The organism is Stenotrophomonas sp. SXG-1 (assembly GCF_014083965.1).
In the GTDB taxonomy this organism is placed as follows: domain Bacteria; phylum Pseudomonadota; class Gammaproteobacteria; order Xanthomonadales; family Xanthomonadaceae; genus Stenotrophomonas; species Stenotrophomonas geniculata.
In genome coordinates this window covers 2,904,077-2,926,877 of record NZ_CP046588.1, presented here as the reverse complement: position 1 = coordinate 2,926,877, position 22,801 = coordinate 2,904,077, and the positions used below count along the sequence as shown (strand labels likewise).

At 66.0% G+C, this 22,801-nt stretch carries 21 protein-coding genes; 9 read left to right on the top strand and 12 right to left on the bottom strand.

Annotation, left to right across the window (positions count from 1 at the left end; all coding sequences use genetic code 11):
• Positions 1-57 precede the first annotated feature (57 nt).
• The gene (locus tag GOC52_RS13440; RefSeq protein ID WP_010486834.1) at positions 58-270 is read left to right on the top strand and encodes a hypothetical protein; all 213 of its coding nucleotides are present in this window, start codon (positions 58-60) and stop codon (positions 268-270) included.
• A complete protein-coding gene (locus tag GOC52_RS13435; protein WP_043401606.1) occupies positions 267-524 on the top strand; it encodes a hypothetical protein in 258 nt (85 codons plus the stop codon). The genes GOC52_RS13440 and GOC52_RS13435 overlap by 4 nt, the downstream gene beginning before the upstream one ends.
• A 161-nt stretch (positions 525-685) precedes the next feature.
• On the opposite strand, the gene lpdA is transcribed toward GOC52_RS13435, so the two are convergent.
• The 5 genes from lpdA to GOC52_RS13410 all read right to left on the bottom strand — a co-directional run bounded on the left by lpdA (position 686) and on the right by GOC52_RS13410 (position 8,770).
• A complete protein-coding gene (gene lpdA, locus GOC52_RS13430; RefSeq protein ID WP_043401609.1) occupies positions 686-2,122 on the bottom strand; it encodes a dihydrolipoyl dehydrogenase in 1,437 nt (478 codons plus the stop codon).
• Positions 2,123-2,185: 63 nt separating this feature from the next.
• Entirely contained in the window at positions 2,186-3,388 is a 1,203-nt protein-coding gene (sucB, locus tag GOC52_RS13425; protein WP_043401610.1) for a dihydrolipoyllysine-residue succinyltransferase, read from the bottom strand.
• Positions 3,389-3,428: 40 nt separating this feature from the next.
• On the bottom strand, positions 3,429-6,260 hold the full coding sequence (locus GOC52_RS13420; RefSeq protein ID WP_191849636.1) for a 2-oxoglutarate dehydrogenase E1 component: 2,832 nt from the start codon (positions 6,258-6,260) through the stop codon (positions 3,429-3,431).
• Between the two features lie 186 nt (positions 6,261-6,446).
• Positions 6,447-7,343: a GNAT family N-acetyltransferase gene (locus GOC52_RS13415; RefSeq protein ID WP_191849634.1), complete on the bottom strand. Its 897-nt coding sequence runs from the start codon at positions 7,341-7,343 to the stop codon at positions 6,447-6,449.
• An 11-nt stretch (positions 7,344-7,354) separates the two neighbouring features.
• Complete coding sequence (locus GOC52_RS13410) at positions 7,355-8,770, bottom strand: ribosomal protein uL16 3-hydroxylase (RefSeq protein WP_191849632.1); 1,416 nt, start codon at positions 8,768-8,770, stop codon at positions 7,355-7,357.
• Between the two features lie 755 nt (positions 8,771-9,525).
• Between GOC52_RS13410 and GOC52_RS13405 the strand changes: the two genes are divergently transcribed.
• Positions 9,526-10,440, top strand: a complete 915-nt coding sequence (locus GOC52_RS13405; protein ID WP_010480741.1) for an IS110 family RNA-guided transposase — start codon at positions 9,526-9,528, stop codon at positions 10,438-10,440.
• Positions 10,441-10,693: 253 nt separating this feature from the next.
• Here GOC52_RS13405 and purB read toward each other — a convergent pair whose 3' ends face one another.
• Entirely contained in the window at positions 10,694-12,061 is a 1,368-nt protein-coding gene (gene purB / locus GOC52_RS13400; protein ID WP_010480398.1) for an adenylosuccinate lyase, read from the bottom strand.
• A 292-nt stretch (positions 12,062-12,353) separates the two neighbouring features.
• Here purB and GOC52_RS13395 point away from each other — a divergent pair, with 292 nt between their 5' ends.
• On the top strand, positions 12,354-13,778 hold the full coding sequence (locus GOC52_RS13395) for a class II fumarate hydratase (protein ID WP_191849630.1): 1,425 nt from the start codon (positions 12,354-12,356) through the stop codon (positions 13,776-13,778).
• 79 nt (positions 13,779-13,857) lie between these two features.
• On the opposite strand, the gene GOC52_RS13390 is transcribed toward GOC52_RS13395, so the two are convergent.
• The 6 genes from GOC52_RS13390 to GOC52_RS13365 form a co-directional block, all read right to left on the bottom strand.
• Positions 13,858-14,283 (bottom strand): hypothetical protein, encoded by a 426-nt coding sequence (locus GOC52_RS13390; protein ID WP_010480403.1) that lies wholly within the window; start codon positions 14,281-14,283, stop codon positions 13,858-13,860.
• A gap of 106 nt (positions 14,284-14,389) precedes the next feature.
• Positions 14,390-14,995, bottom strand: coding sequence for a YggN family protein (locus GOC52_RS13385; protein ID WP_010480405.1), 606 nt, complete (start codon positions 14,993-14,995; stop codon positions 14,390-14,392).
• A 30-nt stretch (positions 14,996-15,025) separates the two neighbouring features.
• Entirely contained in the window at positions 15,026-15,913 is an 888-nt protein-coding gene (locus GOC52_RS13380; protein ID WP_019337362.1) for a DUF4097 family beta strand repeat-containing protein, read from the bottom strand.
• Between the two features lie 25 nt (positions 15,914-15,938).
• A complete protein-coding gene (locus tag GOC52_RS13375) occupies positions 15,939-16,967 on the bottom strand; it encodes an ABC-2 transporter permease (RefSeq protein ID WP_010480410.1) in 1,029 nt (342 codons plus the stop codon).
• Positions 16,964-17,839 (bottom strand): ABC transporter ATP-binding protein, encoded by an 876-nt coding sequence (locus tag GOC52_RS13370; RefSeq protein WP_010480412.1) that lies wholly within the window; start codon positions 17,837-17,839, stop codon positions 16,964-16,966. Before GOC52_RS13370 ends, GOC52_RS13375 begins: the two co-directional genes overlap by 4 nt.
• Positions 17,839-18,198, bottom strand: a complete 360-nt coding sequence (locus GOC52_RS13365; RefSeq protein ID WP_006453095.1) for a GntR family transcriptional regulator — start codon at positions 18,196-18,198, stop codon at positions 17,839-17,841. Before GOC52_RS13365 ends, GOC52_RS13370 begins: the two co-directional genes overlap by 1 nt.
• 612 nt (positions 18,199-18,810) lie before the next feature.
• Between GOC52_RS13365 and GOC52_RS13360 the strand changes: the two genes are divergently transcribed.
• The 5 genes from GOC52_RS13360 to GOC52_RS13340 all read left to right on the top strand — a co-directional run bounded on the left by GOC52_RS13360 (position 18,811) and on the right by GOC52_RS13340 (position 22,774).
• Positions 18,811-19,398 carry a glutathione peroxidase gene (locus GOC52_RS13360; protein ID WP_019337359.1) on the top strand — a complete coding sequence of 196 codons (588 nt, stop codon included), beginning with the start codon at positions 18,811-18,813 and terminating at the stop codon, positions 19,396-19,398.
• A gap of 96 nt (positions 19,399-19,494) precedes the next feature.
• Complete coding sequence (locus GOC52_RS13355; RefSeq protein WP_010480420.1) at positions 19,495-20,472, top strand: FKBP-type peptidyl-prolyl cis-trans isomerase N-terminal domain-containing protein; 978 nt, start codon at positions 19,495-19,497, stop codon at positions 20,470-20,472.
• 23 nt (positions 20,473-20,495) lie between these two features.
• Positions 20,496-21,845, top strand: a complete 1,350-nt coding sequence (locus tag GOC52_RS13350) for a UDP-glucose dehydrogenase family protein (protein ID WP_010480421.1) — start codon at positions 20,496-20,498, stop codon at positions 21,843-21,845.
• A complete protein-coding gene (locus GOC52_RS13345) occupies positions 21,838-22,077 on the top strand; it encodes a SlyX family protein (protein ID WP_019337356.1) in 240 nt (79 codons plus the stop codon). The genes GOC52_RS13350 and GOC52_RS13345 overlap by 8 nt, the downstream gene beginning before the upstream one ends.
• A gap of 10 nt (positions 22,078-22,087) precedes the next feature.
• Complete coding sequence (locus tag GOC52_RS13340; protein WP_057503349.1) at positions 22,088-22,774, top strand: DUF2058 domain-containing protein; 687 nt, start codon at positions 22,088-22,090, stop codon at positions 22,772-22,774.
• Positions 22,775-22,801: the final 27 nt, after the last annotated feature.

The following is a 22,801-nucleotide window of genomic DNA, read 5'->3' as shown; positions in this document are numbered from 1 at the left end:
AAGGGCAGGGCGCCAAGGTGTCCGCAGGCGGCAAGGTGCCGCCACAAGGAGACCGTGATGAAGACCCTGTTCGCGCTCGGTGTGTGGTGCCTGCTGTTCGTGCTGTGCTGGCCGCTGGCGATCCTCGCCCTGATCGCCTGGCCGTTCGTCTGGCTGCTGAGCCTGCCGTTCCGACTGGTCGGCATCACCTTCTCGGCGCTGTTTGCCTTCCTGCGTGCGCTGTTCATGTTGCCGGCACGGTTGCTCGGCGGCCGGGCGGTGGCGGCATGAGGGCCGTGTTGCTGATGTGCCTGGTCCTGTTGTCAGGCCCGGTGCTGGCCACACCGCCCGCGCCGCCATCGGCGTGGCTGGAGCGCCAGCAGGCAGCCGGTGCCGACGAGGCGAATGCTGCGGGGGCGACGGCTTCGAAGGTGCCGGAGGCCAAGGCGCACTGCCGGGTCACGAAGGAATGGAAGGTTGGCGAGACGGTGGTGCAGCACAGGGTCTGTGACGATCCGCCGAAGAAGCCAGCTGAAAAGGTGTAGCGCCGAGCCCATGCTCGGCTGGGCCTTCTCGGACCGCCAAGTGCGCAGCCGAGCGTGGGCTCGGCTCTACATGAAGAAGGGCAACAAAAAACCCCGCCGAAGCGGAGTTTTTCTTCTGCAGGTGAGTGCCGACCAACGGTCGGCACCTACCATGATGCAGATCAGTTCGCCTTGTGGATGGCGCGCTTGCTGACCGCCATCGCCGCGTCGTGGATCACTTCCGACAGCGACGGGTGGGCGTGGCAGATGCGGGCCAGATCATCGGCCGAGCCGCTGAACTCCATGGTCAGCACGCCTTCGTGCACCAGCTCGGAGACGTTGGCGCCGACCAGGTGCATGCCGAGGATGCGATCGGTTTCGGCATGGGCCAGGATCTTCACGAAGCCTGCCGGCTCGATCATCGCCACGGCGCGGCCGTTGGCGGCGAACGGGAAGCTGCCGGCCTTGTAAGGAATACCTTCGGCCTTCAGCTGGGCTTCGGTCTTGCCGACCCAGGCCAGTTCCGGCTCGGTGTAGATGACCCACGGGATGGTGTCGAAGTTGACGTGGCCCGGCAGGCCGGCGATCAGCTCAGCCACCGCGATGCCTTCCTCGAAGCCCTTGTGCGCCAGCATCGGGCCGCGCACGCAGTCGCCGACCGCCCACACGCCGTTGACGCCGGTGTGGCAGTGCGCATCGACTTCGATCTGGCCGCGCTCGTTGACCTTCACGCCGGTGCCTTCGGCCAGCAGGCCCTTGGTGGCGGCGCGACGGCCGACGGCCACCAGCAGCTTGTCCACGGTCAGGGTCTTTTCGCCTTCGCTGTCGGTGTAGGTGACAACGACTTCCTTCTTCTTGCCCTTGCCGATGATCTCGGTCTTGGAGACCTTGGCACCGAGGCGGATGTCCAGGCCCTGCTTCTTGAATTCCTTGGCAGCGGTCTTGGCCACTTCGGCGTCGGCCACGGCCAGGAACTCCGGCAGTGCTTCCAGGATGGTGACTTCGGCGCCCAAGCGCTTCCACACGCTGCCCAGTTCCAGGCCGATCACGCCGGCGCCGATCACCGCCAGGCGGTTCGGCACTTCGGTGAAGTCCAGGCCGCCGACGTTGTCGACGATGGTCTCGCCGTCGAACTTGGCGAACGGCAGTTCGATCGAGTCCGAACCGGCCGCAATGATGACGTTGGTACCCTTCAGCTCGACGATGGAACCGTCATGCTGGGTGACCTTGACCACGTTGCCCGGCTGCAGTTCGCCGAAGCCGTAGTAGGCGGCGACCTTGTTGGCCTTGAACAGCATGCCGATGCCGCCGGTGAACTGCTTGACGATCTTGTCCTTGCGGCCAATCATCGCCTCGACGTCGATCTTGGCATCCTTGAAGCTGATGCCGTGGTCGCCAAAGATGTGGCCCATGTTCCAGAACTGGCGCGAGGAATCCAGCAGCGCCTTGGACGGGATGCAGCCCACGCGCAGGCAGGTGCCGCCGAGGGCCGGCTTGCCGTCCTTGCCCAGCGCTGCGTCGATGCAGGCGGTCTTCAGGCCCAGCTGGGCCGCGCGGATGGCAGCGTGGTAACCGGCCGGGCCGGCACCGATGACGACGACGTCGAATTGTTCAGCCATTGAATTATTCCTTGATGCATTACCAGAACCCCTCCGCGCAGGCGCGGAGGGGCGGGAGGTGTCTTACAGGCCGAACAGCATGCGGCCCGGGTTTTCCAGCTGGTTCTTGATGTCCACCAGGAACTGCACCGAATCCTTGCCGTCGATGATGCGGTGGTCGTACGACAGCGCCAGGTACATCATCGGCGCGATCACGACCTGGCCGTTCTGGGCGATCGGACGCTCCTTGATGGCGTGCATGCCCAGGATGGCGCTCTGCGGCGGGTTGATGATCGGGGTCGACAGCAGCGAACCGAAGGTGCCGCCGTTGGTCACGGTGAAGGTGCCGCCCTGCAGTTCGTCCAGGCCCAGCTTGCCGTCACGCGCCTTCTTGGCGTAGTCGGCGATGGTCTTCTCGATGTCGGCGAACGACATGCGCTCGACGTTGCGCAGGACCGGGGTGACCAGGCCCTTCTCCGTCGAGACGGCGATCGAGATGTCCGAGTAGCCGTGGTAGATGATGTCGTCGCCGTCGATCGAGGCGTTGACCAGCGGGAAGCGCTGCAGGGCATTGGCCGCGGCCTTCACGAAGAAGCTCATGAAGCCCAGCTTGATGCCGTGTGCCTTGACGAACTCGTCCTGCAGTTCCTTGCGCGCCGCCGAGACCTTGGACAGGTCGACTTCGTTGAAGGTGGTCAGCATGGCGGTGGAGTTCTTCGACTCCATCAGGCGCTCGGCGATGCGCTTGCGGATGCGGGTCATCGGCACGCGTTCTTCCGGACGTGCGCCACCGGCCTTGCCGGCGCCGCCGTTGCGGGCGAAGTTGACGATGTCTTCCTTGGTCACCGCGCCGCGACGGCCGGTGCCGTCGACGTCGGCCGGGTTCACGCCTTCGGTGATGGCGGTGAAGCGGGCGCCCGGCGGCAGGGCGTCGGCGGCCGACTTGGCAGCCGGGGCCGGAGCGGCGGCTGCGGCCGGAGCAGCGGCGGCCGGGGCAGCGGCTGCCGCCGGAGCGGCTTCAGCAGCCGGAGCCGGGGCAGCAGCCACGGCGCCTTCTTCGATGATCGCCACGACCTGGCTGGAGGTCACGGTATCGCCTTCCTTGAACTTGATTTCCTTGAGCACGCCGTCGACCGGCGACGGCACTTCCAGGACGACCTTGTCGGTTTCCAGGTCAAGCAGGTTTTCGTCGCGCTTGACGGCGTCGCCCACCTTCTTGTGCCAGGTGGCGATGGTGCCGTCGGCGACGGATTCGGGCAGTACCGGGGCTTTGACTTCGGTGGCCATTGCGGGAGCTTCCTGGTTTGTCTTCTAAATAGGGGGAGGATTATTCAGCGAACGTGTCGTTGAACGGGTTGACCAGTGCGTCGGCGACCAGCTGCTGCTGTTCGCGGACGTGGTCAGCCATGTGACCGGCAGCCGGCGAAGCCGAACGTGCGCGACCGGCGTAGTGCAGGTTCTGGCCATCGGCCAGGCAGAACTGCAGGTGGTGGCGGATCTGGTACCACGCACCCTGGTTCTGCGGTTCTTCCTGCGTCCACACCACGTCGGTGGCCTTGCCGTACTTCTTCAGTTCGGCAGCCAGCAGTGCACGTGGGAACGGATACAGCTGCTCCACGCGGATGATCGCCACGTCGTCCTGGCCACGCTTGGTCTGGTCTTCCAGCAGGTCGTAGTAGACCTTGCCCGAGCACAGCACCACGCGCTTGACTTTCTTGGCGTCCGCGCTGGCGTCGCCGATCAGGTGCTGGAACTCGCCATTGGCCAGCTCGTCCAGGGTCGACACGGCCAGCTTGTGGCGCAGCAGTGACTTCGGCGACATCACCACCAGCGGCTTGCGGGTGGTCATGTGCAGCTGGCGACGCAGCATGTGGAAGGCCTGCGCCGGGGTCGACGGCACGACAACCAGCATGTTCTCCAGCGCGCACAGCTGCAGGAAGCGCTCCAGGCGCGCCGAGCTGTGTTCCGGTCCCTGCCCTTCATAGCCATGCGGCAGCAGCAGGGTCAGGCCGGAAATACGGCCCCACTTGGCTTCACCGGCGGCGATGAACTGGTCGATCACCACCTGGGCGCCGTTGGCGAAGTCGCCGAACTGGCCTTCCCAGATGCACAGCGTGTTCGGATCGGTGGTGGAGAAGCCGTACTCGTAGGCCATCACCGCTTCTTCGCTCAGCAGCGAATCGATGACGGTGGCCTTCTCCGGCGAATCCACCAGCTGCCGCAGCGGCATGTAGTAGTTGTCGGTCTTCTGGTCGTGCAGGATCGCGTGGCGGTGCGTGAACGTACCGCGGCCCACGTCCTGGCCGACCAGGCGCAGTGCATGGCCTTCATCGAGCAGGGTGGCGTAGGCCAGGTTCTCGGCAAAGCCCCAGTCGCCCGGGATCTCGCCGGCGGCCATCTTGCGGCGGTCGTCGTAGACCTTGGCCACGCGCGAGTGCAGCTGCACGTCTTCGGGAATGGTGTTGATCAGCTTGGCCAGCTCGACCAGCTTGTTCTTCTCGACCTTGGTCGAGATCGGATCGGACAGCTTGCCTTCCAGCAGCTTCGGCCAATCGACGAACAGCGGGCTGGTCGGCGGGGTCTTCTCGACCTTGGCCAGCTCGGTGGTCACTTCACCGGCATCCAGCTTCTCGCGGTAGGCATCGACCATCGCCTTGCCGGCGCCGGCGGCGATCACGCCCGCCTTTTCCAACTGCTCGGCGTACATCTCGCGGGTGGTGGCGTGCTTGCGGATCACCTGGTACATCAGCGGCTGGGTGATCGCCGGTTCGTCGGCCTCGTTGTGGCCCCAACGGCGGTAGCACATCAGGTCGATGACCACGTCCTTGGCAAACTTCTGGCGGAACTCGAAGGCCAGCTGCGCGGCGAACACCACCGCTTCCGGATCATCGCCGTTCACGTGCAGCACCGGGGCGGCGATCATCTTCGCCACGTCGGTGGCGTAGCGCGTGGAACGCGTATCCAGCGGGTTGGAGGTGGTGAAGCCGACCTGGTTGTTGACCACGATGTGCACGGTGCCGCCGACGGCGAAGCCGCGGGCCTGCGACATCTGGAACAGCTCCATGACCACGCCCTGGCCGGAGAAGGCCGCGTCGCCGTGGATCAGGATCGGCATGACCTGCTTGCGCGCGGTGTCCTTGCGGCGCTCCTGGCGCGAACGCACGGAACCGGCCACGACCGGGTCGGCGATTTCCAGGTGCGACGGGTTGAACGCCAGCGCCAGGTGCACCGGGCCGCCTTCGGTGGCGACGTCGGCCGAGAAGCCCATGTGGTACTTCACGTCACCGGCCGAGGCGTGCTCGTCGTGCTCGAACTTGCCTTCGAACTCGTCGAACAGCTTGCGCGGGTTCTTGCCCAGGGTGTTGACCAGCACGTTCAGGCGGCCGCGGTGGGCCATGCCGATCACCACGTCCTTGACGCCATCCTTGCCGGCGCTGCGGATGATGGTGTCCATCATCGGGATCAGCGAGTCGCCGCCTTCCAGCGAGAAGCGCTTCTGGCCGACGTACTTGGTGTGCAGGTAGCGCTCCAGGCCTTCAGCCGCGGTCAGGCGCTCCAGGGTGCGGCGCTGGGTGTCAGCGTCCAGCTGGTAGTTGCCACCGGCCGCTTCCAGCTTCTTGTAGATCCACTGGCGCTGCTCGACCTCGGAGATGTGCATGAACTCCGCACCGATCGAGCCGGTGTAGGTCGCCTTCAGGCGTGCAAGCAGGTCGCGCAGCTTCATGCGCGGCTGGCCGCCGACGCCGCCGGTGCTGAACTCGCTGTTGAGGTCGGCATCGGACAGGCTGTGGAACGGCAGCCCCAGGTCCGGGGTGTTGACCGGTGCGGCCAGCCCCAGCGGATCAAGGCGCGCGTCCAGGTGACCACGCGAGCGGTAGGCGGTGATCAGGCGACCGACATTGCGCTCACGCTCGTCGCCCGCACCGCTGCCGGTGCCGACTTTCAGCGCATCCTTGGCCGCGTCCGCGATGTGGGAGATGACAGCCGAGTGCGGGATGTCACCTGCTTCGCGGCCCTTGAAGCCGTCGAAGTAGGTTTTCCATTTGGGATCGACACTATCCGGGGAGACCAGGTACTGCTCGTACAGGTCCTCGACATAGGAGGCGTTGCCGCCGGCGAGTTGCGAAGATTGCGCAAACTGCTTCAGTTGATTGTCCACGATGGAGGGTGCTGATTCGCTTTGTGGGGTATGGCTTCAGAAGGACCCGGCACTAAGATGAATAGCCATGCACGGGCGCGTTCAAACAGCCAAATTGTACCCCCAACCGGACACGAAGGGGCACCACCAGAGGCATCGCGCGTCCCCCGGTGCCGCTTCCAGACAGGTTGGCGCGGTGGCCCGCGCTCAGATGCCGAGCGCGCGCAGTTCGCTGCAATCGCGCGAACGGTCCCAGACACGCTGCAATTGCTGCTCGAACGGCTGCGAACGTGCCGGCAGCGCGATGCCGGCCTCGCCGTCGAGGCGATGCCCGATCAGACGAAAGTAGAAGTCGCCCGCATCGTTGAGCAGGCAGGCCGAGGCCAACGCACGGTCGACCGGGTCGGTGACCTCGCGGAACTGGATCACGCTTGGCAGGCGCTGGGCCAACGCCAGCAGCGGTGCCCCGGCAGAGGCAACGGCAGCCGCATCGTGCATGATCACCCGCAGCTGCTTGTCGTGGCGGGCGGTGACGAAGCGGCGCAGGGCGGCCTGCACCGGCGGTGTGTCAAGCAGGCCGGGGTCCAGCTGGCGGCTGTGCAGCCACAGCTGGCGGCGGGCGCGGTGGATGATGGCGGTGGTGATCGCCACCGCCTCGGCGCGGCCGTCGATGGCGCCGGCCGCGCCCAGTCGGCGACGCATCTGCTGGTGGCCGATGCCGGCCTCCTCGAACACCTCGCCCTCGGGCAGGAAGCCCTGGCGGGCATAGAAGTCACGGGCGGGCAGCTGGGCGTGCAGGTGCAGTTCGGCCAGGCCGAGCCGGCGCCCGGCCTCCACCAGTGCCTCCAGCAGGGCCTCACCGACGCCCTGGCTGCGATGGTCGGCCAGCACCGCCATGCGACCGATGCGGCCATCGGGGGCCAGGCGGCCGGTGCCGACCGGCAGGCCTTCGGCGTCCAGCGCCAGCACATGGGCGCTGACCGGGTCCAGCGCGTCGCGTTCCAGTTCGGCGGCGATGCCCTGTTCCTGCACGAACACGCGTTGGCGCACGTCGTGGATGGCAACGTGCGCGTCGGCGTGGCTGACCTGCTGGACCCGGACCATGGCGGCAGGGCTCAGGCGCGACCGTCGTCGCTGTCGTCTTCGTCGTGATCCTCGAAGTTGACGATGACCTCGATGCCGTCGTCGTGCACGGTCACGGTGTGGACATCGTCGGACACCGCGTCGGCGTCGATCGCGTCGACACGGTCACGGCCTTCAACCACTTCGCCGAGCACCACGGCGTCTTCGCCGTCATCCTCATCTTCAGCGTCATACACCTCGTTCGGATCGATCAGCTGGAACACGCCACCGGCCAACAGCTGCTGGACCACCGCGCGGCCCTTGTCGGACAGGCCGCGATAGGCGGCGGCATCGAGCTGCTCGGCGCCGGCCAGGCGCTGCGCGTCCTTCACCGGCAGCGCGAAGTCCTGGCCGCTGACGTACAGGCTGGCGCCACGCTTGGCCCGGCGCCAGGCCAGGCGCGCCCAGGGGTGACGCTGCAGCAGCAGGCCCGAGGCCAGGGCCTGGACCACTTCCTCCGGTGCGGGAGCGGCCTGGTGAGCCATCACTTCGCCGGCGGCGCGGTAGGTGGTGATGAAACGGCCGAACCAGTCACCCAGCTTGTCCGGGTCGTTCATGCGGATGGCGTTGAGCGCGGTGATCACCCGCGCCATCGCCACCGTGTCGATTTCATTCGGGTCGGCCGGCACCTTGAGGTCGGCATCCTGATAGCGGATGTTCTCGTCGGCATCGGCAATCAGGGTGTCCAGGTAGTCGCTGATCAGCTCGGCCGAGGACGGCGCGCGCATGCCGAAGGAGAAGGTCAGGCAGGGGTCTTCGGCGACGCCATGGTGCGGCACGTTCGGCGGCAGGTACAGCATGTCGCCCGGCGCCAGCACCCAGTCGTGGGTGGGCTTGAACACCTTCAGCAGCTTCAGCTCCACGTCCGGGCGGAAGCCCAGCGGCGGCTGCCTGCCCTTGATCGATTCGCTGGCGTCGATCTGCCAGCGGCGGTGGCCGTGGGCCTGCAGCAGGAACACGTCGTACTGGTCGACATGGGCGCCGACCGAGCCGCCGGTGGCGGCGAAGCTGATCATCACGTCATCCATGCGCCAGCGCGGCAGGAAGCTGAAGTGCTCGATCAGGGCGCGCACGTCCGGGTCCCACTTGTCCACGTCCTGCACCAGCAGGGTCCAATCGTGGTCGGGCAGGGCGGGGAACACGTCTTCCTGGAACGGGCCGGTACGCACGCGCCAGCCGTCTTGGGTCTTGTCGTGCTCGATCAGGCGCGCCAGTACACCTTCCTCGCAGGCCAGCCCGGCCAGGTCTTCCGGCTGCACCGGGGTCTGGAAGTCCGGGAAGGCGTTACGGATCAGCAGCGGGCGCTTCTGCCAGAAATCGCGCAGGAAGGTGGCCGGCGCCATGCCCAGCGGCTGGCCGGGACGGGCGGTGACTTCGATGAGGGGGGCGGAGGACTTGCGGGCGGCCATGGGGGAATCCTTGCAGCGGAAAGCGGGAGGGGCGGCGCGGCGGGCCGCCAAGGTCTCCATTGTCCGACGTTCGTTGGGATTGCGCACGTGCGGTGGTTTGTCGCGGGGTGTCCGGCCAACGGCGGAGCCCCTCGTGGCGGGTCTGGGTTGGTCGCTGAAAGCAAAAGCCGCGCTTGGCCGGGCGGGTGGGCTGCGCGGGGGACGCTGCAAGTACGTCCATGTAAGCTCGATCGCCGCATCCATGCGGCTCACGCCCCCGCGCAGCCTACCCGCCCGGCCCCTGACAATTTCTTGCGCGGCCCGCCACGGAATGGAAGAGGAAAATCAAAGACAAAAGCGGGTCACGCGCTGCGCTTGCTCGTGTAGAGCCGAGCGTGGGCTCGGCTCTACAGCGATCCCAAAGACAAAGAGGGACGCGGCGAAGCCGCGTCCCTCTTTGTTCCGTCCCGACAACCCAACGCTCTTCGATCCGTCACTAGGAATCTGTCAGAGGTGGGGCGGGTTGGGTTCGCGGGGGTATCCGCGCCATGGATGGCGCGGCTAAGCCTTATCTGATGGAAATCTGGCAGCGTAGGTGCCGAGAGCCGGCGTGGGCCGCCGTGTAAGCCTGGATCTCGACGATCGCCTTGGAGCTTGGCGCCCACGCCGGAATCTCCCTTGATCCGCCCGAACAGTTGCTGGAGCTGACACTCGCAGTGATAAGACTGGGCAAGCGGGGGAGCTCTCGACCCTTCCAGACTATACGGAGTCCGGTGATGAACGGGATCGGGATTGATGTCAGCAAGCGCCAACTGGATGTCGGCACGACGGACGGAGAGACCCTGCAGGTCTGCAATAACCGCTCCGGCTTTTCTGAATTGGATGTTTGGCTGAAGAAGCGTCCGGTCAGCCAGATCGTGCTGGAAGCCACCGGCGGCTACGAACGACCGGTGCTGGATTTTCTGCACGCAGTGGGCCATCCGGTGGTCCGCGCCAATGCCCTGCGGGCCCGCAGGCTGGCTCAGGGGATGGGGCAGATGGCCAAGACCGACCGGTTGGATGCCTATGCATTGGCGCAGATGGCGGCCTTGGTGAAACTTCCGGCCTACCAACCGCTGGAGCCTTGGCAGCAGAAAATGCGGGAATTCGTGCGGGCACGTCGACAGGCGATGCACGCGCTGACCATCGCGCGGCAGCAGCTGGAAATGGTCGGTGATCGTGAATTGCGCCGGCTACTGCAGGCCAACATCACCCGCTTGCAGACGCTGGTTGAACGTCTGGGAAAGCAAATTGCCGAGCAGGTTACCCAGCAGCCTCAACTGGCTGTCCTGAAGTCGATGAAGGGCGTTGGCCCTGGCCTGCAGGCGGTATTGGCAAGCTATCTTCCCGAGTTGGGAAAGATCAGCGGCAAGGCCATCGCCAGCCTCGTCGGTGTGGCTCCGATGTCCCACGACAGCGGAACCATGCGAGGGAAACGCAGCATCCATGGCGGCAGAGCCGAGATCCGCCAGGTGCTCTACATGGCCAGCATGTCGGCCATGCGGCATGAACCTCAACTGCGCGATTTCTACCAGTCGCTGCGAGCCCGAGGCAAAGAAGGAAAAGTAGCCATCGTGGCGGTGATGCGGAAGATGCTGGTGATCCTCAACGCCCGGGTGCGCGACGCTGAAAACGGGTTGGTCCCAGCCTAAGGCCAGGCAGGGCGCAAGACCAAAGGCTGCCGGCCAGCGGCCGGCACTACCGTGCCCGTCTCATGGAGGGGCCAAGCTCCTCCATCAACACAGTTGCTCCACGGACGGATTCACGGCGTCCCCCGCGAACCCAACCCGCCCCGCCAAGCACGACAGCAATCCAGAGCCGTTTTTGACGTTGCTGTTGCTGTTGCCGTGGCAGTACCAGCCTGCCGCAGGCAGCGCCCGCGGCCGCCGCCGCAAAGGAAACCCCTTAGATCTTCTTCGCCAGCGATTCCGCCAGACCGGTGTAGCTGCCCGGGGTCATCTCCAGCAGGCGCTGCTTCGCATCCGCCGGCAGCTCCAGCCCCTGCACGAACGCACGCATCGACTCGGCGGTGATGCCCTGGCCACGGGTCAGCGCCTTCAGCTGCTCGTACGGATTCGGCAGGCCATGGCGGCGCATCACCGTCTGCACGGCTTCGGCCAGCACTTCCCAGGCCGCGTCCAGATCCGCGTCCAGCCGCTGCGGGTTCACTTCCAGCTTGCCCAGGCCCTTGGCCAGCGAGTCCAGTGCCACCTGGCTGTGGCCGAACGCGGTGCCCAGTGCACGCAGCACGGTGGAATCGGTCAGGTCACGCTGCCAGCGGCTGATCGGCAGCTTCGCGCTGAAGTGCTCGAACAGCGCGTTGGCGATGCCGAAGTTGCCTTCCGCATTCTCGAAATCGATCGGGTTGACCTTGTGCGGCATCGTAGACGAGCCGACTTCGCCTTCCTTCAGGCGCTGCTTGAAGTAGCCCAGCGAAACGTAGCCCCAGATGTCACGGGCCAGGTCGATCAGGATGATGTTGGCGCGGCGTGCGGCATCGCCGATCTCGGCGATGTTGTCGTGCGGCTCGATCTGCGTGGTGTACGGGTTGAACACCAGGCCCAGGCCGGTCACGAAGCGCTCGGCGAAGGCCGGCCAGTCCACGTCCGGATAGCTGGCCACGTGCGCGTTGTAGTTGCCTACCGCGCCGTTGATCTTGCCGGTCAGCTCGACGGCAGCGATCTGCCTGCGCTGGCGCTCCAGGCGCGCGACCACGTTGGCCAGTTCCTTGCCCAGGGTGGTCGGCGAGGCGGTCTGGCCGTGCGTGCGCGACAGCATCGGCTGGCCGGCCTGGGCGTGGGCCAGGCTGCGCAGGCTGTTGGCGATGCCGTCCAGGGTCGGCAGCAGCACCTCGCGGCGGGCCTGCTCCAGCATGAGGCCGTAGCTGAGGTTGTTGATGTCTTCGCTGGTGCAGGCGAAATGCACGAATTCCAGCGCCGGTGCCAGCTCGGTGTCGTCCTTCAGCTGTTCCTTGATGAAGTACTCCACCGCCTTGACGTCATGGTTGGTGGTGCGCTCGATTTCCTTCACGCGCGCGGCCTGGGCCGGGCTGAAGCTGGCGGCCAAGGCGCGCAGGCGGGCGACGGCGGCGTCGGAGAACGGGGCCAGCTCGACGATGCCCGGCTCGGCGGCCAGGGCCAGCAGCCACTCCACTTCGACCGTGATGCGGGCCTTGATCAGGCCGTACTCGGAGAAGATCGGGCGCAGGGCATCGACCTTGCCGGCATAGCGGCCATCGAGCGGGGACAGGGCGAGCAGGGCGGAATCGGACATGTCGGCAGGGCTGGGACGAGCGGCGGGGGCCATATTCTACGACGTGCCGGGCAGGCGTGCCCTGTAGAGCCGAGCCCACGCGCGGCTGCTCCGGGTAATCCAGCGCCCACGGGCCAGCCGAGCGTAGGTTCGGTTCTACAACACGGCCCTGCGGATGAAACGATCTGGCCCGCGCTCGTCATCCCACGCTGCGGGCAAGGGAGTATCGTTGGCGCAGCCGCCAGCCCGGGAAGCGACACCCTGCCAGCCGCCGCTTCCCTTTCCCCAACTGAAGTAGTGCGGAGTTGATGCAATGAGCAAAGCTGCAAGCAAGGGTTTCAGAATCGAACACGACAGCATGGGCGAGCTGCAGGTGCCTGTGGACGCCCTGTGGGGCGCCCAGACCCAGCGTGCCGTGCAGAACTTCCCGGTGTCGGGCCAGCGCATGCCGCGCGGTTTTATCCGTGCCCTGGGCCTGGTCAAGGGCGCCGCCGCGGGCGTCAACGCCGAGCTGGGCCACCTGCCGAAGAATGTGGCCAAGGCCATCCAGACCGCCGCCGCCGAAGTGGCTGCCGGCGACTGGGACGCGCACTTCCCGATCGACGTCTACCAGACCGGTTCGGGTACATCCTCGAACATGAATGCCAACGAGGTCATCGCCACCCTGGCCAACCGTGCCGGCAAGGCCGGCAAGGCCGCTGTGCATCCCAATGACCACGTCAACCAGGGGCAGAGCTCCAACGACGTGATTCCAACCGCGCTGCGCGTGTCGGCGGTACTGGCGACGCATGAGCAGCTGCTGCCGGCGCTGGTGCACCTGCGCAAGACCCTGGACAAGAAGGGCCGCAGCCTGCGCAAGGTGGTCAAGACCGGCCGTACCCACCTGATGGATGCGATGCCGCTCACCTTCGAGCAGGAGTTCGGCGCATGGTCCGCACAGCTGGCCTCGGCGCAGGAGCGCATCGAAGACAGCCTGAAGCGCGTGCGTCGCCTGCCGCTGGGCGGCACCGCCATCGGCACCGGCATCAACGCCGACCCACGTTTTGGTGCACAAGTGGCCAAGGCGCTGAAGCAGCAGACCGGTGTCAAGTTCGACAGCGCCGAGAACAAGTTCGAAGGCCTGGCCGCGCAGGACGATGCAGTCGAGCTGTCCGGCCAGCTCAATGCGCTGGCCGTGGCGCTGATCAAGATCGCCAATGACCTTCGCTGGATGAACGCCGGTCCGCTGGCCGGGCTGGGCGAGATCGAACTGCCGGCACTGCAGCCGGGCAGCTCGATCATGCCGGGCAAGGTCAATCCGGTGATTCCGGAAGCGACCGTGATGGCCTGTGCGCAGGTCATCGGCCACCACACCGCGATCACCGTGGCTGGCCAGACCGGCAACTTCCAGCTCAACGTCACGCTGCCGCTGATCGCGGTGAACCTGCTCGATGGCATCGCCCTGCTCGCCAACGTGTCGAGCCTGTTGGCGGACAGCGCGATCGCCGGGCTGAAGGTGCGTGAGGATCGCGTGGCCGAGGCGCTGGCGCGTAATCCGATCCTGGTCACCGCACTGAATCCGATCATCGGCTACGAGAAGGCTGCGGCGATTGCCAAGCGTGCCTACAAGGAACAGCGCCCGGTGCTGGACGTGGCACTGGAGGACAGCGGGTTGGCCGAAGCCGAGCTGCGTCGTCTGCTGGACCCGGCCGCGCTGACGGCCGGTGGCATCCAGGCTGGTGGCGGTGGCGGCGGTTGATCCGGATTCTGTAATCTGTAGAGCCGAGCCCATGCCCGGCTCTACAAAAGGAAACGCCGCCCTCGGGCGGCGTTTTTCTTCAGCGACGGTCGGCGACGATGTTGCCGAAGGTGTCGGTGTAATCCTTGAACTCGGGGATGCGCTGGATCAGGTCCGTCGGAATCACTTCCATGCCCTCGGGCGGCTGGATCTTCACCGGCTGCATGTTGGGATCGGCCGGTGCGGCCACCAGGGTGTTCTGGCGCAGCACCTGCAGCTTGCCGAACATGGTCTGCAGCATCTGCTTCTGTCCGTCGTCCAGCGGAATCTGGATCTCGTCCATCTTCATCGTGCCATCGGCGAGGATGATGATGTTCGGTGCTGGCGGGCGACGCACGGTGACCATGCCTTCGCTGACGGAAATCTTGGGCTTGCCGCGCTCGGCACGGTGGTTGCGGTATTCCTGGTCACAGCCGACCAGGCCGAGGCAGAGCAGGGCGGTCAGCAGCAGAAACAGCTTCTTCATGACATTCGGTTCGGGGGCGTCCGGGGCCGCCATTGTAAGCCGGACGGCGCACTACGGCCGGCAGCCGGACGCCGCTGCCGGCCGGGTGCGCTGATCTGTCACAGGCCTAGCGCTGGACCACGGTGTCCTTGCCGCAGTCGTCCACGTCGCCCTGGTCCATGGTCGCGTAGGGCTTGAACGCCGGCAGTTCGCGTGCGAGCGCCTGCTGGCTGGCCAGCATCGCCGGAAGGCGGTCGCAGATGCGCTTGGCCTGGGCTTCGATCTTCTCGGCTTCGGCATTGATGCGCTTTTCGACACCTTCGCTGTCGCCGCTGAAAATGCCCTTCAGCGCTTCGCCGGCCGCGCTGGCACCCAGTTTGGCGCCTGCCAGGCCGACATCCATGCCGTCCATCGCGATGGCGACCACGTGGCCGCGGTAGTCCTGCAGATGGCGGCGCTGGATATCGTTGGCAGCGATCTCCTTGCCCGCGATCAGCAGGCGGCCATCCGGGGTGATCTCCGCACGCGGCTGCTTGTCCGCCGAGATCTTGATGTTGCCCTGGGCGATATCCTTGCGGGCATCGTCCATGGCGTTTCTGACGGTCTCGCCAACGCCACCTGTGGCTTCGGCGACGCTTTTGCCGACGGTCTTGTCGGGCGCGGACGACGTGCCGCCGCAGGCGATCAGCGGCAGGGACAGCAGCACAGCGGGCAACAGGCGCAACAGGTTCATGGTGTTCCCCTGATAGTGTCTGGAAGAGGGTTACTTGCTGCGCGGCAGAGTGACCCGCCCGCTGACGTTGCGATGATCGACGTCACCGCTGCCGCTGTGATCGACGGTCAGGGTGCCGCGCACGCCGTCGACCTGGATGTCGCCCGAGCCGTGGCTGCGGACGTGCACATTGCCGCCGATGTCGGCCAGGTCGACGCCGCCGGAGCCGACCACGCCCACTTCAACGTTGCCCTGCACGCGCTTGAACTCGATGTCACCCGAGCCCACCGTGTCCAGCCGCGCGTTGCCACGTACATCGGTGATCTTCAGGTCACCGGAGCCGACGGTACCGGTGCTGGCGTCGCCGCTGATGTTGCGTACGGTGACGTCGCCGGAACCCAGCGACAGCAGATTCAAGGAACTGCCGCCATCGATGTTGAGGTCGCCGGAACCCACTGCAGCGTGGATGCTGCCGCGGGTGCCGCGGGCCACCGCGTCACCTGAGCCGACGTCCACGCTGAGGGACTGTGCGTTTTCCACGCTGGCATCGCCCGAGCCGACCTTGAACTGCAGCGGCAGGTTGTCCGGCACGCTGCCGCGGATATCCAGCCAGGCGTAGCTGTTGCCCAGACTGATGCCACTTTGGCGGCCGTCGCGGCGCAGGCTCACCACCAGCTTGTCGCCCACCTTGCGCTGGTCCAGTACCAGCTGGTCCAGCCATTCCTGGCTGGACGCGCAGGCGCGGCCGTCCAGCTGGCCGCCGCCAGCGCTGGCGACCACCTTCAGGTCATGCTGGTTGACCTCGAACACCACCGTCTTGGCACCGGCCACGTCCAGCTTCAGCGCGCGGGCAGCAGTGAACTTGCAGTTCGGAGCATCGGCGGCCAGCGCCGACAACGGCAACAGCAACAACGCAGAACAGGCGAGCAGGGAACGCATGGGTAATGCCTCCAGATGGATGGGATCAGATCTCGCCGGCGCGCTTGCGCAGGCGGATGGCAAGGAAGATGAACACTGCACCGACGACGGCGCCGATCCACAGTTCCGGCATCGCCAGCGACTTCAGCTGCGAGGCGGGGGACATCAGACTGACGACCGACTCGAGATCGCGGCGCGAGCCCTCATCGGCGCTTAGGCGGTACACCAGGTCGGTGCCCGGCACGGCGCCCAGCAGCAGGCGCCCGACGATGTTCTGCCAGAACCAGCCCGTGGTCAGGCCGATCAGCGGCATCACCTTGGTGGTGCTGATGATGACGCCGGCAAACAGCGGCAGCATCACCGCCCACAGGAACGGCTTGCTCCTGGCCCATGCCGAGCACAGCAGCAGCCAGCCGGCGGTGGGCAGGGCCCACAGGGCATAGACCGGAATCCAGGCCAGGTGCCCAGCGGCAAGGGTCAGCGGGCTGGCCGGGCCCCAGATCAGGGTCATCGGGCTGCCACCGTGCAGCAGCGCGACGGCACTGATGATCAGCATGAAACCGAACATGGTGAGGATGCCAGCGATCACCGCGATCAACGGTGCCACGATCAGTGCGCTGATCACCTTGGACAGCACGGTCTGCGTGTCCGACAGCGGCAACGACTTCCAGAACAGGATGCTGCGGTCGCGGCGATCGTCGTACAGGGCGCCCAGGCAGTAGAAGAACACCACGAAGGCCAGCACCAGGAACGGCCAGGCCGAGCTGAGCACCAGGGTCAGGTCGAGGCCATTGCCGAGGTCGGCCAGGTCCTTGGTGCTGATGTCGCGGGTCAGCAGGGCCAGGTCCAGGCCGTTGATGTTCACGTCTTCGCCATCGATGTGCAGGCCGCCATCACGCGCGGCCCGATGCAGAGCGAACAGGCCAAAGGCGATGCCGATGGTGCTCATCACCAGCGAGATCAGGCCGGCGATCAGCGGTGCATACAGGAAACCGCCACGGTTCTCCCAGTACTCGCGCTTGAGCAGCCAGCGCAGGGTGCCCATCGGGCTGACGGGGTGGTTGACGGCATTCATGCGTAGGTCCCCTTCATGATGGCGACGAACAGATCGGCCAGGCCCGGGCTGCGGGTCTCGCCAAGGGTGGAGAGCTGGGTGCGCGGCACGCCATCGAACAGCATCACGGTCTTGCCGAACGCCAGGCTGCGCTCGTCGATCGGCTTCAGGGCGCGGGCGGTGTCCAGCTGGTCGGCATTGACCAGCAGCTCGGTGTAGCGCCGGCCGACGTCGTCCATTTCCGCGTCGAGCACGATGCGGCCGTCGCGGATGAACATCACGTCGCTGAGGATGTGCTCGATCTCCTCCACCTGGTGGGTGGTGACGATGATGGTCTTCTGTTCGTCGAAGTAGTCTTCCAGCAGGCGCTGGTAGAACTCCTTGCGGTACAGGATGTCCAGGCCCAGGGTCGGTTCGTCCAGCACCAGGATGCGGGCATCGATGGCCATCACCAGCGCCAGGTGCAGCTGCACGATCATGCCCTTGGACAGCTCGCGCACGCGCTGCTTCGGCTGCAGCTTGGTGTTGGCCAGGAAGCGCTCGCAACGGGCGCGGTCGAAGCGCGGGTGCACGCCGGCGACGAAGTCGATCGCCTCGCGGACCTTCAGCCAGCGCGGCAGTACGGCGACGTCGGCGATGAAGCAGATGTCGTTCATCAGTTCGTCGCGGTGCAGTCGCGGGTCGCGGCCGAGCACGCTCAGTTCACCCTCCACCGAGGTCAGGCCCAGAAGGGCCTTCAGCGCGGTGGTCTTGCCGGCGCCATTGGGCCCGATCAGGCCGACGATACGCCCGCTTGGAATGCTGAAACTGGCATTGTCGAGGGCGACCGTGGTCTTGTAGGCCTTGCGCAGGCCTCGGGCGGTGATGACCGACTCACTTGCAGTGCTATTCATCAGACTTTCCCCTGGGGCAGCAATTCGTCGAGGCTCAGGCCCAGGCGCTGGATGCGCTCCAGAACCGCGGGCCATTCTTCGTTGAGGAAACGGTCGCGCTCGCTGCTGCGCAGCTGCGTGGCCGCCTGCTCGGTCATGAACATGCCCAGGCCGCGGCGCTTCTCGACCAGGCCTTCGTCGGCCAGTTCCTGGTAAGCGCGCGAAACGGTGATGGGATTGAGTTGATAGTCGGCGGCCACCTGGCGCACCGAAGGCAGGGCATCGCCCGGCTTGAGGATTCCGTCGAGCATCATGGCGATCACGCGCTCCTTCAACTGACGGTAGATGGGAGCGCCGTCGCTCCACTGGATGTCGCTCATATTCAGCTCCGTGGGGTCAGCGGCTGGGCGAACGAGAAATACGGCATGGACAGCGCGCTGTGCAGCCGACGCGGGGGAGGGGGGGAGGAGGGGGCGTTCCCTGCCGGGGAGAGCGTTGCGTCCTGCGTACTTTCAGCAGCGGCAGAAGCAGGGGCGGTGGGCGTGGCCCACCAGGCCAGCACGAGCAGGGTCGAAACAGCGACGGCCGCGGGTGCGATGAGGATGCGACGGATCCGGACGTTCATGGCTTCCCCCTGTCTCAGGTGACTGGTGTTGTATGCAACTATAACACCGGCACGCCTACGTGCAACCCCTTGCCGCCCCCAACTGATGGCAGGGGTGGTCAGATTGCTGAAATATCCCTTTATTTGATTGATTTAAAAGGGAAATAAAACTGCCGCAGGGGTCTTCCCGGGGCCGCCTTCCATTCAGTGATGTCCATGCTATGTCATCGCTGCGCCATCGATGGCGCCCGGGCAGCGCATCCGCCACGCAGCGCAAAGCCCGTGTGGGCCTGTGCCATCAGGGGTGCCGGAGCCCGGTGCTATAGTTCGGCCGATTCCCGGCCAGCGCTGGCCGGGCCTTGTGAATGGCTACCGCGGACCGCCTCTGATGCCCCTGCCGACCGTTTCCCCGTGCCGCCTGCGCGGCCTGTCCCTGCTGGCCCTGATGGTGGCCGGTGCCGCCGGTTCCGCCAGTGCGCTGGCGGCCGACCTGCTCGATCTGGAATACCGGCCGTTGGCCAGCAAGCAGCAGGTGAATCTGCAGCAGCGCTATCACGGGCAGGTGCTGCTGGTGGTCAACACCGCCAGCAAGTGTGGCTACACGCCGCAGTACGAAGGGCTGGAGGCGCTGCAGAAGCGCTATGCCGGCCGCGGTTTCGCGGTGCTGGGCTTCCCTTCCAATGACTTCAAGGGCCAGGAACCGGGTGACGAGAAGCAGATCCAGGACTTCTGCACCCTGACCTATGGCGTCAAGTTCCCGATGTTCGAGAAGGTGCATGTAGTCGGTACCCAGGCCACGCCGCTGTACCAGCGCTTGACCGCAGCGACCGGCGTTGCGCCGGCCTGGAACTTCCACAAATACCTCGTGGGCCGCGATGGCAAGGTCATTGCCCAGTTCGCCAGCAAGGTGACGCCGGACGATCCGCAGCTGACCGCGGCCATCGACAAGGCGCTGGCGGCAGCCGCCACGCATTGATATCCGGCACGCATGCCTCGACATCGACGGCATGCGTGCGACAATGCTTCTTTTCGCGCCGACGTCGGCGCCCAGACACTTCCAGGAATGCAGCGAATGAAGATGGGAATGCGCGGCGCCGCGGCGTCGGTTCTGATTCTGGCGATGGGCACTTCGGGTGTCGCTCTGTCGCAACAACCGGCTGCCCCCGCAGCCGCCAAGGAGACCGCAACCTTGAATTCCCCCAAGCAGAAGCTCGGCTATGCCATCGGCCTGGACGTGGCCAAGTCGTTCACCCCGATCGCCGAAGAGATCGATGTGGCCGCCCTGCGCACCGCCGTTGAGCGCTCGTTCGAGGGCCTGCAGCCGCAGATCACCCAGGAACAGGCCAAGGCCACCGATGCCGCCCTGCGCCAGGTCGTGATGGCCCGCAGTGGCCAGCAGGTGCCGGGCGTGGCACCGGGTTCGCAGCCGCCGAAGGTCGACCGCGTCAAGGTGTCGCAGATGATCGGCTCCTACTCGGTGGGCCCGTCGCTGGCGCAGCTGAAGGACGATATCGATGTCGCCTCGCTGTTTGACGCGATCAGCACCGGCCTGACCAAGGGCCAGCCGAAGATGACGGAAGCTGACGCGACCGCCACCATCCAGGCCTTCATGGGTGCCAAGCAGGCTGAAATGCAGGCCAAGGCCGCCCAGGCTGCGCAGACCAACCGCACGGAGGGCAACGCATTCCTGGCCAAGAACAAGACCCAGCCGGGCGTGGTGACCACCTCGTCGGGCCTGCAGTACCAGGTGATCCGCCCGGGTAGCGGCGAGCGTCCTCTGCCGAGCAGCAAGGTGCGCGTGAACTACGAAGGCAAGCTGCTCAACGGCACCGTGTTCGACAGTTCCTACGGCCGCCAGCCGGCCGAGTTCGGCCTGGACCAGGTGATCAAGGGCTGGACCGAAGGCGTCGCGCTGATGCCGGTCGGTTCGAAGTACCGCTTCTGGATCCCGGGCGAACTGGCCTACGGCGAGAACGGCACCCCGGGCGGCCCGATCGGCCCGAACGCGACGCTGACGTTCGACGTCGAGCTGCTGGGCGTTCTGCCGTAAGTCATTCAGGAGCGAATACGGATATGCGCGTTGCGATTTTTGGTACCGGTTACGTTGGACTGGTGACCGGTACCTGCCTGGCCGACGCAGGCCACCAGGTGGTCTGCGTGGACATCGATCAGGCCAAGGTCGATGGCCTCAACCAGGGCATCATCCCGATCTATGAGCCGGGCCTTGAGCCGATGGTGAAGGCCAACCATGCCGCCTCGCGGCTGGCGTTCACCACCGATGCGGCGGCCGCCATCGAGCATGGCCAGGTGGTGTTCATCGCCGTTGGCACGCCCCCGGACGAGGATGGCAGCGCCGATCTGCAGTACGTGCTGGCCGTGGCCCGCACCATCGGCCGGCACATGAGCGTGCCGACCGTGGTGGTCAACAAGTCGACGGTGCCGGTCGGCACCGCTGACAAGGTGCGTGCAGCCATCGCTGAAGAGCTGGCCGCGCGGGGCGCGGACATCGCCTTCGACGTGGTGTCCAACCCGGAATTCCTGAAGGAAGGCGACGCAGTCGCCGACTGCATGCGCCCGGACCGCATCATCATCGGTGCGACCAGCGAGGAGTCGGTGGCGGTGATGCGTCGCCTGTACGCGCCGTTCAACCGCAACCACGACCGTGTGGTGGAAATGGACGTGCGCTCGGCCGAGCTGACCAAGTACGCCGCCAACGCGATGCTGGCGACCAAGATTTCGTTCATGAATGAAATCGCCAACATCGCTGAACGCGTGGGTGCCGACGTCGAGCAGGTCCGCCAGGGCATCGGCTCGGACCCGCGCATCGGCTGGCACTTCATCTATCCGGGCGCCGGCTACGGTGGCTCGTGCTTCCCGAAGGACGTGCAGGCACTGGCCCGTACCGCCCAGCAGTATGGCCTGGAGCCGAAGCTGCTCAATGCGGTTGAAGCGGTCAACGATGCCCAGAAGGGCCACCTGTTCGCCCTCATCCAGCGCCATTACGACAAGGGCGAAGACGAAGGCGTGCGCGGCAAGACGTTCGCCGTATGGGGCCTGGCCTTCAAGCCGAACACCGACGACATGCGTGAGGCCTCCAGCCGTCGCCTGCTGGCCCAGCTCTGGGAAGGCGGTGCCACGGTGCGTGCCTACGACCCGGAAGCGATGCATGAATCGCAGCGCATCTTCGGTGAGCGCGACGACCTCACGTTCTGCAGCACGGCAGGCGAAGCACTGCAGGGCGCCGATGCACTGGTGGTGGTCACCGAGTGGAAGCAGTTCCGCAGCCCCGACTTCCAGAAGCTGCGCGAGCAGTTGAAGGACGCAGTGGTGTTCGACGGCCGCAACCTGTATGAGCCGGGCGAAGTGGAAGCTGCAGGTCTTGCGTACTACGGCATTGGCCGGGGGCGCTCGTTGCATGTCTGATATGCCCACTGAACGCGAGCAGGCGCTGGAAGCGCGCCTGGTCGAGCTGGAAATGCGCGTGTCCTTCCAGGAACAGGCGCTGGCCGAACTGAGCGATGCGCTGGCTGATGCCCGCATGCAGGGCATGCGCAACGCCGATGTGCTGCGCGTGCTGCTGGAAGACCTGGGCAAGGTCCGCAACGCACTGAATTCTTCTGATCCGGCGAGCGAACCGCCGCCGCCGCACTACTGATCCGAATCCTATGAGCGATACCCTCCGCGACCAGCTGATGGGCCTGGGCTTCAAGCCCGCGCCCAAGCCCGAGCGCAAGAATGATGGCCCCCGTCGTGATGGCCGCCCGCAGGGCAAGGGTGGCAACGGCAATGGAAAGCCGCAGGGCGCAGGCAAGGGCGAACACAAGCCCGGCGAGCGTCGCGGGCACGGTCATGGTGGCGCGGGCAAGCCCGGCGGGCATGCGCGCGGTGGCCAGGGACAGCAGGGCCCGCGCAAGCCGCGCAGCGCCGAAGAGATGGACCTGGCCAAGGCCTATGCCATCCGCGCGCAGCGGGAGAAGGAAGAGCGCATCGAGACCGAGCGCCTGAAGCAGGAAGAAGCACGCGTTCGCCGCGAGGCGAAGGCCAAGCTGGAAGAACTGCTGAAGGACAAGAGCCTCAACGCCGAGGCGGCGGACATCGCCCGCCACTTCCCGTATGGCGGCAAGATCAAGCGCATCTACGTGACCGCCGAACAGCTGACCGCGCTCAATGCCGGTGAGCTGGGCGTGGTGCAGCTCAATGGCCGCTACCTGCTGGTGACTGCCGAGGTGCTGGCACAGTCCGAAGCGGTGTTCGCCGCCTCGGTGGCGCTGAAGGTCGATCCGGATGCGCCGGCCGAGGAAGATCCGTACGCGGACCCGCAGTACCAGGTGCCGGACGACCTGGTCTGGTAAAGGCGCAACCACTGCGGACGGCACTGT